Source organism: Enterobacter sp. RIT418 (genome assembly GCF_003057745.1).
Classification (GTDB): Bacteria; Pseudomonadota; Gammaproteobacteria; order Enterobacterales; family Enterobacteriaceae; genus Enterobacter.
Genome location: NZ_QBJD02000005.1, coordinates 143,469 through 156,750 on the forward strand (window position 1 = coordinate 143,469; position 13,282 = coordinate 156,750).

Here is a 13,282-nt window from a genome sequence, read left to right on the forward strand (position 1 = left end):
TGCGAATATGTGACGTCAATTTTGCAAATCAATTAACGCAATAGCGTAATAAGCCCGCAGTTCTGTTTTCGTGAAGGGTAATGATTGTTGGCCTATAAATGAAAAATTAAACTTACTTCTCTATTACCCGATAGGAATAGTGTCAGGCTAACCTATTTCAACAGGACTATTCATTATGGCTTCAACCAATTTCTTAGGCGTCGGCTCCGGGCTGCCGTTTGACCAGTGGCTGGCGGACGAGCGCAAGGGCATTACCCAAAAGCTGAACCCTTATCTGCAAAAGCAGAGCACCTATAAAGGGCAGATTTCCGCGTGGGGCTCTATATCCAGCGCGCTGAGCACCATGAAGGACAATCTCGGCAAGCTTGAGGACGAAGGATTCAACGGCGTCAGCGTCAGCGATAACAAAACCTTTAAGGCCACGGCGGGCAGCGGGGCGATCCCTAACAGCTATTCCATTGCGGTGAAGCAGCTGGCGACAGCGCATCAGCTGAACGTCAGCCATGGGTCACGAGACAGGCAGATAGCAACGAGCGCCAGAGATACCACGGTAAAGATTTCGATGGAAGGCAGCGATAAGCCGCTTGAAGTCACCCTGAAGCCGGATGAAACCTCCCTCGACCAGATCGCGAAAAAGATCAACGCGCAGAAAGGTGACGTGGTGGCGGAAGTCATCACGGTCAGTGATACCGAGCATAAGCTGGTGCTGACGTCCAAGAAAACCGGTGAAAAGGGCAAGATGACGATGGAGGTGTCCGGGGATGGGGCAGTGGAGAGCGCACTACGCAGTGCCGTCTCGGACGAGCCGAAAAATGCCGAGATATTTCTGAATGGTAAACCGATTACGCGCAGCTCGAACACCATTAGCGATCTTATCGGCGGGGTGACGCTGGAGCTGCGGGAAGTCTCCGAGCTGAATGACCCTGCTCTCGACGAGGACGATCCGTTGAGGTACAAAACCGAATCCCTCACCATCACCGAAGACACCTCAAAGGTGAAAACGCTGATTGAGGAGTTCGTCAAGAACTACAACAGCTACCTCAGCACCGTCGCCAGCGCGACCAAATATACCGCGCCGGATCGCGAAAGCCAGTCAACGACGCCCGATTCTACCAACGGCGCGCTCTTCAGCGACGGCTCGCTGCGCCGCCTTACCACCCAGCTTAAATCGACCGTTGGCGGGAACTACCCGGATGCCGACGCCGTTATTCAGTCGCTCGGCAGCATCGGTATTACCGTGAAGTTCGACGGCAAGGTTGGCGACGAACGCGGCGGCGTGCTGGGCGAGCTGTCGATTGATAGCAAAAAGCTGGATGCGGCGCTGAAGGACAACCCGAAAGCGGTGGAAGCGCTGTTTCTGGGCAAAGACGGCGAAGAGGGGATAAAAGACCGCATGGAGGGGATATTCAATACCTACCTCGGCGATAAATCCTCCGTGACGAAAAAAGAGGGGGTGATCGAAACCGCGCTCGAAACCCTGCGCGAACAGGAAAAGCGCATCGGCAAGCAGATTACCGCCGTTGAGGCGCGCATCGAAGAGACCATGCTGCGCCGTGAAAAAGAGTTCCAGCGTCTGGATAAGGCGATTAGCGACATGAACAACATGCAGTCTCAGCTTCAGGGCTCGCTGGCCGGGCTGATTTAATCTTCACCACTATCCGGGCAGCGCGCTGCCCGGCAGGATCTGACGATGTACACGAAGAAAGGCTTTGACGCCTATACCGCCGTCTCGCTCGACGGCCAGATTGCCGGCGCCACGCCGCATCAGCTGATCGTTCTGCTGTATGACGGCGCGATTAACGCCATGCGCCGGGCGGAGATCTACTTCCAGTCCGGCAATATTGCCCGCCGCGGGGAGATGATCTCCCGCGCGATTAACATTATCGACAACGGCCTGCGCGCCGGGCTGGACCACGAGAAGGGCGGGCAGATCGCCGCCGAGCTGGAGAGCCTGTACGAGTACATTTCGCGCACGCTGCTGGAGGCGAACCTCAGCAAGAGCGGCGAAAAGCTGCCGCACCTGATTTCGCTGATGACCGGGATGTCCGAAACCTGGCAGGCCATCGGCCCGCAGGGCAAGCAGGTGAAGCATGGATAAGACCGTCATTGAGCTTATTGGCCAGCTCATGGCGAGCAACGCCACGCTCCAACGGCAGGCCGAAGCCGGCGAGTGGGACGCCTTTTTAGACGAAACGGCGGCGTACACGCTGGGGATGCGCACGCTGTGCGACATCGATCTGACCCAGCTGGCGCAGCACAACAGGCCGCAGGTGGCGGCCCGGCTGGCGCAGCTGCTGGAAAATGACGCGCAGCTCACCCGCGCCATGCAGGGCCGCCTGACCGAGATTGGCACCGAACTCTCCGCCATGCGTAAATCTAGCGCGTCGGCAAAAGCGTATACCGCGGTTTAGACTTAACCCCCTCACCCTAACCCTCTCCCCACAGGGGAGAGGGGACAGTCACGTGCGGTTTTTTCCCTCTCCCCGATGGCTGAGGGCTCCCCACTAATTACAGTCTGGCACCGAATACCCCCTCTCCCTGGAGGGAGAGGGCCGGGGTGAGGGGTATGCATCCACTAGACAAAAAAAAGCCCGCCAGAGGCGAGCAAAAGAGGACAACGCAGACAAGAAGAGTTAGATGCTGATGTTGTATTTACGCCCGGTCGAGACCTGGCTGGATTCGCCCGCCGGGCCGTAGAGGGCGCTGGCGCGGCCAACGTGGTCAATCGCTTTCTGGATGTGCTGGTTCTTTTTCATATGGTTTTGCAGCAGCGATTCCACCTGTTGATTAAGCGCCTTCGAGCTGCGCACTTTCTCCGTCACCTGTTGCCAGCTTGAAAACAGCCTGCCGTTGCCGGAGTAGGGTGCCTGTGTGGCGCTCTGCTGCTCCTGCTGGCGGCGCATGTCGTCGTAGTATTGAATGGTCGACAGCAGCTGATTTTTATTATCAGCCAACACCTGCAGAGAAACCGGGTTGATCTGCGAGCGGTTGAGCTGATTAACCTCTTCAATCATGATCGCCTCCAGTTCATCCAGAGACGTTTTCATTTGCGTGAGTATTGGGTAAAGCTTGTCCATAACGGTCCTGCTTGCGGTTAAAACTGAAAAATATCCTGCACCATGGCCTGGGCGATTTTCTCAGGCTCAATGCGCAGCGTGCCTGTCGCCAGCGCGGTGCGGATCGCCTCAACGTGCGCATAGTTGATATCGCGGCTGTCGTCGGTCTGGATCTTTTTCGTCAGCGCGCTGAGGGTGACGTCGGTTTTATCATTTTTCTGCGGCTGCGCCACGCTAACCGGGGCGTCGTTGTCCTGAGGGTGGATGCGGGCGCGCAGATCCTGAGCGGGGGAGATGCCCGCAATCGGCGCGGCGTTCTGGCTGCTGGTGATGCTCATAATTGTCCTCACAGATAATCATTTATGTGACTGATACTTCATTCATCGGTGATTCAAAAAAAACCTAAAATTTATTGTTGTGAAAAAATGATGACCTGGCCCGCCGGGTCTACCTTTCCGCTCACGGTGCGCCCGCCCGCGGTTTTGACCCTAAGCGTTTCATCCACCGCCGCGTTGTTCAGCGCCTTTCCCTGGCTGCGGATGCGAAAGCCGTCTCCTGCCGTCACCAGGTCCACCGTCTGCCCGGCGCGCAGCCGCCACTGCTGGCGCAGCTGGTTTTCCAGCAGCGGCTTGCCCGCCGCCACGGCGCGCGTCAGGCGCTGGCCGACGATGGCGTCTGGGTTGAAAATCAGCCCGTTCGGCTGGTGGTCAAGCGCGCCCGTGACCGGCTCGATGTCGCTGCGCTGTACGATCGCACCGCCCGGCAGGCTCTGGCTGGCAACCCACCACGTGCCCTGAGCGCTGATGCGCACGGGCAGGAAGTGCCGGCGCGCCCCGCACTGCGCCAGCACGGTACGCTTGCCGGTCAGGCGGCTGTCGCGCCCGACCAGGCTCAGCGCCGGGCTATCGCATACCGCGGCCAGCTGCGCGGGCGTGGCGAGCAAAGACACCGTGCGGACCACCTCGGCGTCCCGTTCAGGCTGCTGGATTAAGGCATCGAGCTTGAGCATCAGCCGCTGCTTTGCCGTTTGGTCCGACGGTACGCTGGCGCTCGCCGATGCCGTGCAAAGTAAAACGGCCAGCGCCGTGCTGAATAATCGATGCGTCATCTGATTGCCTTTATCGTGCGGAATGAATAAATAATAAGTGGATAAATTATATACGTTCTGACGGCGCTTTTATTGAATTAAATGGTGGCACTTTTGTCGGCAATTAAATTCATCGGCGTTTTAACTTTTCGCTATTAATTTCTATTTCGCTAAATGCGCTTATTTGTGTTGAGTCTTTGCAGTGTGATATTTCACCCGCGGTGACTACACTATCGCAGTTTAAATAATGCGAAGCAGGAACTCTATCGTTATGAATAAACTCGATGATGCCTTTCGCTTTCAGCAGCAGGCGTTAGGTTTGCTTTCGCGCCGTCAGGATATTCTGGCGTCGAATATTGCGAATGCAGATACGCCGGGCTACCAGGCGCGCGATATTGATTTTACCGGCCAGCTAAAACAGGCGATGGAAAACGCGCCAATGGCGAAAACACCCGTCTCGCTGGCGTTAACGTCGAACCGACATATTGAAGCCAAAGCGCAGCCGTTTGACGACGGCCAGCTGCTTTATCGCGTACCGGATCAGCCGAGCGCCGACGGGAATACCGTAGATATGGACCGCGAGCGCGTTAATTTCGCGGATAACGCCGTGAAATATCAGTCGGGGCTGACGTTCCTCGGTGCGGATATTAAGAAAATGATGACTGTATTAAGTCAGGGGTAATTAACGATGTCGCTCTTTAGCGTATTTGATATTTCGGGCTCGGCAATGGCCGCCCAGTCACGCCGCCTGAACGTCAGCGCCAGTAATATGGCCAACGCCGACAGCGTGGCGGGGCCGGACGGCCAGCCGTACCGCGCCCGTCAGGTGGTGTTCAAGGTGGACAGCGCCGCCGGCCAGGAGATTGGTGGCGTAAAGGTGGATGAGGTAACGGAGAGCACCGCGCCGGACCGCCTGGTCTACGAGCCGGGCAACCCGCTCGCCGACGAGCAGGGCTACGTGCGCATGCCGAACGTCAACGTCATGAACGAGATGGTCAATACCATTTCGGCCTCCCGCAGCTACCAGGCCAACGTGGAAGTGATGAACTCCGCCAAAAGCCTGATGCTGAAAACACTCACTCTTGGGCAGTAAGGACGCGTATGGCGGTCTCTTCGATTAACAACAACAGCGGTGCCGATAACGGCGGCACCGGCAGCAGCGCGGCGGATCTGTCGAATCAGTTTATGACCCTGCTGGTGGCGCAGATGCAAAACCAGGACCCGACCAACCCGATGGACAACAACCAGCTCACCTCGCAGCTGGCGCAGTTCAACATGGCAGCGGGCGTAGAAAAGCTCAACGCCTCGATGACCACCATGCAGGCGATGATGGTTCAGCTCGGCAGCATGAGCGCCTCGTCCTGGGTGGGGCGCAGCGTGCTGATTGAGGGGGAAGCGAAGGTCTCCTTCGGCGACGCGCCGATCGGCATTATGCAGGAAGGCGTCGAGCTGCCGAGCAACTCCGACGATCTTCACTTCGCGCTGGGCGCGGATGCCGAGACGGTGACCGTGACGCTGCACGACGGTGACCAGGCCTATACCGCCGAGCTGAAAAAGGTGAAGCAGGGGATGAACACGTTCAACCTGGACGATCTGAAGGACTTCAAGCCGAGCCAGCCTCCGCGCGACAGGGAGTACACGGTGTCGTATGAAGCCTCCAACGCGGAAGGCGAAAAGCCTGAGGTGACTGGCCTGGTTCAGGAGCAGGTGCAGGGCGTCACGATGAGTGAGTACGGGCCGATCTTACATCTGCTGAATAACGATCCCATCACGATGGACAAAGTGTTCGTCATTCAAAAATAAACTTACTTCTGGAAATTTATCATGGGTTTTTCACAAGGTCTTAGCGGTCTTAGCGCCGCGGCAAAAGCGCTGGACGTGGTGGGTAACAACATTGCCAACTCGCAAACGGTCGGCTTTAAGGCGGGCTCCGTCTCCTTCGCCGATATCTTCGCCGGTTCGAACGGCATGGGGGTGCAGGTAGCCAGCGTCGATCAGAACTTCGGCAACGGCATCCTGGCGGGAGGCAGCTCCCCGCTCGATATGGGAATTAACGGTAAAGGGTTCTTCCGCATGGTGGACGCCGCCGGGAGCGTGTTCTACGGGCGTAACGGCCAGTTTAAGGAAGACGAGAACGGCTACATCGTCAACCGAACCAACGGCCTGTTTTTAACTGGCTATCAGGCGACGGACGGGGTCATCAACCCCGGCGCGCCGGTAGGGCCTATCCGCATACCGAAAGAAGATGCCCCGCCTGAGGCCACCACGAAAGGCGCCATGAGCGGGAACCTTAAGTCAGGTCATGACCCCCTCGATCCTGCTAAATTCGATCCGGAAAACGGCGATACTTACAGCTACTTCAGCGAAATGAGGGCCACCGACAGCCTGGGCAATGAGCACACGATTAAGGTCTATTTCGTCAAGACCGGTGACAACCAGTGGACGGCTTTCGCGCAGGACGGCACCGCCCCTGAAATGGACGGAGCAGACCCGAAATTTACCGAGATCCCCCTGACGTTCAGCGATGACGGCAAACTCACGACTTCCGGCATCGGCACCGTGAAAGGGGTTTCATGGAACGGCGGCGCGCCCATCGAGATGGAGCTGGATCTGAGCAAAATGACCCAGTATGCGTCGGACGACGTCGCAAAATCCGAGGTAAACGGCCAGAAGCTGGGCAAGTTCAATGGCTACGAGGTCAGCGACAGCGGTGAAATTACCGCGATCTACAATAACGGCCAGCGTAAGGTCGTCGCGCAGGTGGTGCTGGCGGACTTCGCCAACGCGGGCGGACTGGAGCAGCAGGGCAACAACCTGTGGGCAGAGAGCGTACAGTCCGGCACGCCGTTTATCGGCACCTCCGGCAGCGGCAGCTTCGGCGCCATCTCAGGCGGCATGGTCGAGCAGTCTAACGTCGAGCTGGGCGACGAGATGGTCAACATGATCGTCTACCAGCGCAACTACCAGTCCAACTCGCAAACCATCAAAACCCAGTCTGAAGTGCTTCAGACGCTGGTTAACCTGCGCTAGGGCTGAAAAATGGATCGCGCTATCTATACCGCCATGAGCGCCGCCAACGCGGCGCTTAACCGCCAGGCGGTCACCTCAAACAATCTGGCGAACAGCTCGACGGCGGGCTTCCGCGCCCAGCTCGCCGCCTTTCGTGCCGTGCCTGTTGAAGGCGAAACCCTGCGCACCCGCGCGCTGGTGGCGGAATCCACGCCGTTTCACGATGCCACCATGGGGCCAATCACCCACACCGGGCGCAGCCTGGACGTGGCGCTGCCGCAAAACGGCTGGCTGGCGGTGGCAATGGGCGACGGCAGCGAAGGCTATACCCGCAACGGGGCGATTGAGGTCAATCAGGCAGGGGCGCTGAGCGTCAACGGGCGTCCGCTGATCGGCGACGGCGGCCCGCTGGAAGTGCCGCCGCAGTCCCACGTCACCATCGGTACGGACGGCACCGTTTCCGCGCTCGGCATGGGCGATGACCCGACGGCGCTGGTCCCGGTTGGGCGCATCAAGCTGGTCAACGCGGAGATGGGCGACCTGCGGCACGGCGACGACGGCCTGTTTCGCCCGGCGGCGGGCAACCTGCTGGCGCAGGATGAAACCCTGCGCCTGACGCCGGAAGCCCTCGAGGGCAGCAACGTCAGCCCGGTCCACGCCATGACCCAGATGATCGCCAACTCCCGCGGGTTTGACATGAACATGAAGGTCATCCGCACCGCCGACGAAAACGCCCAGAAGGCTAACCAGCTATTGAGCGTGAGCTAAGCTCGCGCAAGGAGTCTCAACATGATTCGCTCTTTATGGATCGCTAAAACCGGGCTGGAAGCACAGCAGCTCAACATGGACGTCATCTCCAACAACCTGGCGAACGTCAACACCAACGGCTTCAAGCGCCAGCGCGCGGTTTTTCAGGACCTGCTGTACCAGAACATGCGCCAGCCCGGCGCGCAGGCGACGGAGCAGAATACCCTGCCAGCCGGCTTACAGCTCGGTACCGGCGTGCGCCCGGTCTCGACCCAGCGCGTGCATACCCAGGGCGGGCTGAACCAGACCGGCGACGAGTTTGACGTTGCCATTGAAGGGGAAGGCTTCTTCCAGGTGCAGATGCCGGACGGCAGCACCGCCTACACCCGCGACGGCCACTTCTCCAAAAGCCCGGACGGGCAGCTGGTGAACGCCGAAGGCTATCCAATCCAGCCCGGCATCGTGATCCCGCAGGACGCCAAAGGTCTGACTATCGGCAGCGACGGCATGGTGAGCGTGAAGATCCCCGGCCAGGCGGAAGAGCAGCAGATCGGCCAGCTGACCCTGACCACCTTCGTCAACAACGCGGGCCTCGAAAGCGTGGGCGGCAACCTCTACAGGGAGACGCAGGCCTCCGGCGCCCCGAACGAGCTGAACCCCGGCATGGAGAGCGCGGGCACGCTGAAGCAGAGCTACGTCGAAATCTCCAACGTCAACGTGGCGGAAGAGCTGGTGACGATGATTCAGGTGCAGCGCGCCTACGAAATCAACAGCAAGGCGGTTTCGGCATCGGACCAGATGCTGCAGCGTCTTTCCCAGCTGTAATGTCCTCTCTCTGGCCGCGCGAGCGGCCAGATATTTTATCGACACTGACATGAAAACACTCTCAATGAATCCTCCTGCCGTGGCGCGTTTTGCGCTGGCGGCAAGCGTGCTGCTGCTGAGCGGCTGCGCGCACATTATGCAAAGCAAGCTCGTTGAAGGCCCGACGACGGCAACACCATTACCGATGGCACCGGCAGCGACCGGCGGCTCGCTGTTCCAGGCGGGGCAGGGGATGAACTACGGCTACCAGCCGATGTTCGAAGACCGCCGCCCGCGTAACGTCGGCGATACGCTGACGATCCTGCTGCAGGAGAACGTGAGCGCCAGCAAAAGCTCTTCCGCCAGTGCCAACCGTAATGGATCGGCCGGGATGGGGCTGATCGCGGTGCCGACCAAACTTAACGGCTGGCTGGGCGACGGCAAGGCGGATTTTGAAGCCGAAGGCAAAAATGATTTTTCCGGCAAGGGCGGCGCGGCGGCGCGCAACACCTTTACCGGCACCATCACCGTGACCGTCAACGAGCTTCTGCCCAACGGCAACCTGCGCGTGGTGGGCGAAAAGCAGATCGCCATTAACCAGGGCACGGAGTTTATCCGCTTTTCCGGCGTAGTGAACCCGCGCTTTATCAGCGGCGGCAACACCGTGCCCTCCACCCAGGTGGCGGACGCGCGGATCGAGTACGTCGGCAACGGCTACATCAACGAAGCGCAGAACATGGGCTGGCTGCAGCGCCTGTTCCTGAACCTTTCTCCTTTCTGATATGACCATGAAAAAAGAATCTATCCTGTTTTTCTTAAGTATCCTGCTCTACGGCATGATGCTGAGCGTGCCTAAGCTCGCCAACGCGGAGCGCATTCGCGATCTGGCGACGGTGCAGGGCGTGCGCTCGAACGCCCTGATGGGCTACGGCCTGATCGTCGGCCTGGACGGCACGGGCGACCAGACCATGCAGGCGCCGTTTACCGGACAAAGCCTGAACAACATGCTCTCCCAGCTTGGCATCACCGTGCCGGCGGGCACCAACATGCAGCTGAAAAACATTGCGGCGGTGATGGTGACCGCCGAGCTGCCGCCGTTCGCCCGCCCCGGCGATAAGCTCGATATCGTGGTGTCTTCCGTCGGTAACGCCAAAAGCCTGCGCGGCGGGACGCTGCTGATGACGCCGCTCAAGGGCGCGGACAACCAGATCTACGCGATTGCCCAGGGCAATATCCTGATTTCCGGCGCAGGCGCGCAGGCGGGCGGCAGCCGCGTGCAGGTCAACCAGCTTAACGGCGGGCGCATCAGCGGCGGCGCGACCGTCGAGCGCGAGGTGCCGAATGATTTCGCCACGCAGAATATCGTCCGCCTGCAGCTCAACGAGAGCGATTTCTCGCTGGCGCAGCAGATCAGCGACGCCATCAACCAGCGCTACAGCGGCGGGGCGGCCATCCCGGAGGATGCGCGCACCGTGCGCCTGTTTGCGCCGCCGGACGGGCCGTCCCGCGTGCGGTTCCTCGCCAATATTCAGGACATCCCGCTGCGGGTGAACGTGCAGGACGCGAAGGTGATCGTCAACTCCCGCACCGGATCGGTGGTGATGAACCGCCACGTCTCGCTGGATTCCTGCGCGGTAGCGCACGGCTCGCTGACCGTTGAGGTGATGCAGAACAACGTGGTCAGCCAGCCGGATACGCCGTTCGGCGGCGGCGAAACGGTGGTGGTTCCGCAGACGGACATCTCCGTGCGCGACAGCGGCGGCTCGCTGCAGCACGTGCGCAGCAGCACCGATCTCAACGCGGTGATCCGCGCGCTGAACGGCCTCGGCGCTACGCCGAACGAGCTGATGTCCGTGCTTCAGGCGATGAAAAACGCCGGCTGCCTGCGCGCGAAGCTGGAGGTGAACTGATGAACGCCTTTGATAAATTCGACCAGCCCGCCTTTGACGTCCGTTCGCTGGACACCCTGAAGCGGGAGGCCGGGCGGCAATCGCCCGGCGCACTGAAGGCGGCAGCGAAGCAGATGGAGGGCATTTTCGTGCAGATGATGATGAAAAGCATGCGCGATGCCACCTTTAAGGACGATTTGCTGAGCAGTCAGTCGTCAGAGATGTACACCGCCATGCACGATCAGCAGGTTGCGCAGAATATAGCCGGGAGCGGTCAGCTCGGCTTTGCCGATCTTATCGTCCGACAGCTGGGCGGCGAAAGCGATACGCCAGCGGTGACCGCGCCGGCGCGCGATTTCTCCCGTCCCGGCCTGTCGCCCGTTCCCGCCACCGGGCCGCTGCGCCTGCCCGCGCCGGTCTCGTTCGAAAAGCCCGCCGAAGGGGCGCATCCGTTTATCGCCCGCCTGCTGCGTCCGGCGCAGGAGGCCGCGAGGGAAAGCGGGCTGCATCCGCACCTGATCCTGGCGCAGGCGGCGCTGGAGTCCGGCTGGGGCAAGCGCGAAATCCCCGCTGCAGACGGCTCGCCGAGCCACAACCTGTTCGGCATTAAGGCCACCGGCGACTGGCGCGGCAAAACCACCGAAATTACCACCACCGAATACATCAACGGCGTGAAGCAGAAGGTGAAAGCGGCATTCCGCGTCTATGACTCCTACGCGCACGCGCTCACCGACTACGCCAGGCTGCTGACCAAAAATCCGCGCTACCGCGGCGTGATGCAGTCTGGCTCCGCGGAGCAGGGGGCGAAAGCGCTGCAGACGGGCGGCTACGCGACGGACCCGGCCTACGCCAAAAAGCTCATCACCATTATTCAGAAGGTGAAGGGCGATCTTCAGCAGGGCGTGAACGCCTATAAAAACGATCTCGATAAAATTTTTTAGAGATTTTTTTTATCACCGATGAAATAAGCAGAACCATGAACATTCAGGCCCGGAGATAGGCAGCGGGTCTGCGAACGGAGGCTATCCAGACCCTATGAATAATTTATATAACCTGGCCCGAGGCGGCTTGAGCGTTGCGCAGGCGGCGCTCCGGGTGACCGGTGATAACCTGACTAACGGGATGTCGCACGGCTACAGCCGCCGCAACATGATCATCGGCGAGCTGGGCGGCATGTCGACGCAGCAGGGCTTTTACGGCTTTGGCGCGCGGGTGAACGGCGTTGAGCGCGCCTACGATGAGTTTGCCAACAACCAGCTTCGCGGCGCCATCTCTCAGTACTCCTTCCTCAACGGGCGCATGGAGCAGCTGGCGGATATCGACAACATGCTGGCGGACGAGTCGGATAACGTTTCGGTGTCGCTCGGTAACCTGTTCAAGGCGATGTCGACGCTGAGCACCACTCCGGAAGACGCGGCGGCGCGTTCGGCGGTGTATAACTCCTTAGGCTCGCTTGCCAGCCGCTACAACGCCAGCGGCAAGCGCCTTAGCGGGCTGGAAAAAAGCACCAATACCCAGATTGAGCAGAGCGTTAAGGATCTCAACAGCTACACCAAACAGCTGGCGGAGATCAACAAGCAGCTCGAGCGCGCCCAGGGCGCCGGCACGCCGCCTGCGGATCTGCTGGACCGCCGCGACGTGCTGCTGGAAGAGATCAGCAACCATATCGGGATTGAGGTGTCGGAGAACGCCCAGAGCGGGCGCGTTGACGTCGCTCTGTCTGACGGGCGTCCGCTGGTCTCCGGCGACAAAGCCTTTGCGCTGAAAACCTCGATGTCTGACAACGATCCGAACAAAACCATCGTCTCCTACGTGGATGGCAACGGCACCGAGACGCCGCTCGACGAAGACCGCATTACCAAAGGCCGCCTGGCGGGGCTGTTTAAATTCCGCAACGAGGATCTGGCGCTGGCGCGCGAGGAGCTGGACAAGATGGCGTTCGTCATGGCCAGCCGGATGAACGAGCAGAACCGGGCCGGTTTCTTGCCGGACGGCTCCGCGGGTGGCGATCTCTTTTCCCTTCCGGATATCACCGCGCGCGCGAACGGCAACAATCAGGGGACGGGCAAGCTCGGAAAAATTGAGGTGACTTCCTTTCGCAGCGTGAACGCCGAAGAGTACACCATCAGCTACGACGATGCCGCGGGCAGCTGGCGGGTGACGGGCGCGGACGGTCGGGACATCCCGTATGCGACCGGGCCTGATGGGATCCAGTTCGACGGTCTCAAGGTGCAGCTTCCCGATCCGGCAACGGTAAGAGATGGCGACAGCTTCACCTTTAACCCGATGTCCGGTGCGGCAGAGGGCCTGAGCCGTAAGATTACCGACGCCCAGGGCTTTGCGGCCTCTGACTCAGATAATCCCGAAGATAAAGGCAACAACAATAACCTGCTGGCGATGCTGAAGATCCAGGACGAAAAGCTCATTGGCAACAGCACGCTGGCAGAGGCCTACGCCAGCCTGGTCGGCACCATTGGGGATAACGCGCGCAGCGTCAAATCCAACCTCGAGAGCGCGAAAACGGATATGCAGACCAAGTTTGATGCCCAGCAGGCGCTCTCCGGCGTGAGCATGGACGAAGAGAAGATCAACCTCGACATGTTTATGCAGTACTACCGCGCCAACGCGCAGCTTCTGCAGACCGCCAACAACATGTTTGATTCGCTACTGGCGATCCGATAAAGGAATAA

Annotated in this window: 16 protein-coding genes; 13 read left to right on the plus strand and 3 right to left on the minus strand. The window is 59.8% G+C overall.

The window, feature by feature from the left end:
• Nucleotides 1-175 precede the first annotated feature (175 nt).
• From fliD to DBY73_RS07445, 3 genes are read left to right on the plus strand one after another with little or no spacing between them, the layout of a single operon-like run.
• Nucleotides 176-1,645, plus strand: a complete 1,470-nt coding sequence (gene fliD, locus DBY73_RS07435) for a flagellar filament capping protein FliD (RefSeq protein ID WP_112010538.1) — start codon at nucleotides 176-178, stop codon at nucleotides 1,643-1,645.
• Nucleotides 1,646-1,690: 45 nt separating this feature from the next.
• Entirely contained in the window at nucleotides 1,691-2,098 is a 408-nt protein-coding gene (gene fliS, locus DBY73_RS07440; RefSeq protein WP_112010539.1) for a flagellar export chaperone FliS, read from the plus strand.
• A complete protein-coding gene (locus DBY73_RS07445; protein ID WP_112010540.1) occupies nucleotides 2,091-2,411 on the plus strand; it encodes a flagellar protein FliT in 321 nt (106 codons plus the stop codon). Before fliS ends, DBY73_RS07445 begins: the two co-directional genes overlap by 8 nt.
• Nucleotides 2,412-2,633: 222 nt before the next feature.
• Here the strand turns inward: DBY73_RS07445 and flgN are convergent, their stop codons facing one another.
• The 3 genes from flgN to flgA form a co-directional block, all read right to left on the minus strand.
• Nucleotides 2,634-3,077 carry a flagellar export chaperone FlgN gene (flgN, locus tag DBY73_RS07450; RefSeq protein ID WP_112010541.1) on the minus strand — a complete coding sequence of 148 codons (444 nt, stop codon included), beginning with the start codon at nucleotides 3,075-3,077 and terminating at the stop codon, nucleotides 2,634-2,636.
• 17 nt (nucleotides 3,078-3,094) lie between these two features.
• On the minus strand, nucleotides 3,095-3,394 hold the full coding sequence (gene flgM / locus DBY73_RS07455; protein WP_112010542.1) for a flagellar biosynthesis anti-sigma factor FlgM: 300 nt from the start codon (nucleotides 3,392-3,394) through the stop codon (nucleotides 3,095-3,097).
• A 71-nt stretch (nucleotides 3,395-3,465) separates the two neighbouring features.
• The gene (flgA, locus tag DBY73_RS07460) at nucleotides 3,466-4,164 is read right to left on the minus strand and encodes a flagellar basal body P-ring formation chaperone FlgA (RefSeq protein ID WP_112010543.1); all 699 of its coding nucleotides are present in this window, start codon (nucleotides 4,162-4,164) and stop codon (nucleotides 3,466-3,468) included.
• 226 nt (nucleotides 4,165-4,390) lie between these two features.
• On the opposite strand from flgA, the gene flgB reads away from it, so the two are divergent.
• The 10 genes from flgB to flgK all read left to right on the plus strand — a co-directional run bounded on the left by flgB (nucleotide 4,391) and on the right by flgK (nucleotide 13,274).
• Nucleotides 4,391-4,825 (plus strand): flagellar basal body rod protein FlgB, encoded by a 435-nt coding sequence (flgB, locus tag DBY73_RS07465; RefSeq protein WP_258458391.1) that lies wholly within the window; start codon nucleotides 4,391-4,393, stop codon nucleotides 4,823-4,825.
• Between the two features lie 6 nt (nucleotides 4,826-4,831).
• On the plus strand, nucleotides 4,832-5,236 hold the full coding sequence (flgC, locus tag DBY73_RS07470; RefSeq protein ID WP_112010545.1) for a flagellar basal body rod protein FlgC: 405 nt from the start codon (nucleotides 4,832-4,834) through the stop codon (nucleotides 5,234-5,236).
• A gap of 8 nt (nucleotides 5,237-5,244) precedes the next feature.
• Nucleotides 5,245-5,946 (plus strand): flagellar hook capping FlgD N-terminal domain-containing protein, encoded by a 702-nt coding sequence (locus DBY73_RS07475; protein ID WP_112010546.1) that lies wholly within the window; start codon nucleotides 5,245-5,247, stop codon nucleotides 5,944-5,946.
• A 21-nt stretch (nucleotides 5,947-5,967) separates the two neighbouring features.
• Nucleotides 5,968-7,173: a flagellar hook protein FlgE gene (flgE, locus tag DBY73_RS07480; protein ID WP_112010547.1), complete on the plus strand. Its 1,206-nt coding sequence runs from the start codon at nucleotides 5,968-5,970 to the stop codon at nucleotides 7,171-7,173.
• Between the two features lie 9 nt (nucleotides 7,174-7,182).
• A complete protein-coding gene (locus DBY73_RS07485) occupies nucleotides 7,183-7,920 on the plus strand; it encodes a flagellar basal body rod protein FlgF (RefSeq protein ID WP_112010548.1) in 738 nt (245 codons plus the stop codon).
• 21 nt (nucleotides 7,921-7,941) lie between these two features.
• Nucleotides 7,942-8,724, plus strand: coding sequence for a flagellar basal-body rod protein FlgG (gene flgG, locus DBY73_RS07490; RefSeq protein ID WP_112010549.1), 783 nt, complete (start codon nucleotides 7,942-7,944; stop codon nucleotides 8,722-8,724).
• 49 nt (nucleotides 8,725-8,773) lie between these two features.
• Nucleotides 8,774-9,484: a flagellar basal body L-ring protein FlgH gene (locus DBY73_RS07495; protein WP_112010550.1), complete on the plus strand. Its 711-nt coding sequence runs from the start codon at nucleotides 8,774-8,776 to the stop codon at nucleotides 9,482-9,484.
• A gap of 1 nt (nucleotide 9,485) precedes the next feature.
• Entirely contained in the window at nucleotides 9,486-10,613 is a 1,128-nt protein-coding gene (locus DBY73_RS07500) for a flagellar basal body P-ring protein FlgI (RefSeq protein WP_112010551.1), read from the plus strand.
• Complete coding sequence (gene flgJ / locus DBY73_RS07505) at nucleotides 10,613-11,533, plus strand: flagellar assembly peptidoglycan hydrolase FlgJ (protein ID WP_112010552.1); 921 nt, start codon at nucleotides 10,613-10,615, stop codon at nucleotides 11,531-11,533. The genes DBY73_RS07500 and flgJ overlap by 1 nt, the downstream gene beginning before the upstream one ends.
• Nucleotides 11,534-11,627: 94 nt before the next feature.
• Nucleotides 11,628-13,274: a flagellar hook-associated protein FlgK gene (gene flgK / locus DBY73_RS07510; protein WP_112010553.1), complete on the plus strand. Its 1,647-nt coding sequence runs from the start codon at nucleotides 11,628-11,630 to the stop codon at nucleotides 13,272-13,274.
• The last annotated feature ends 8 nt before the right edge of the window (nucleotides 13,275-13,282 follow it).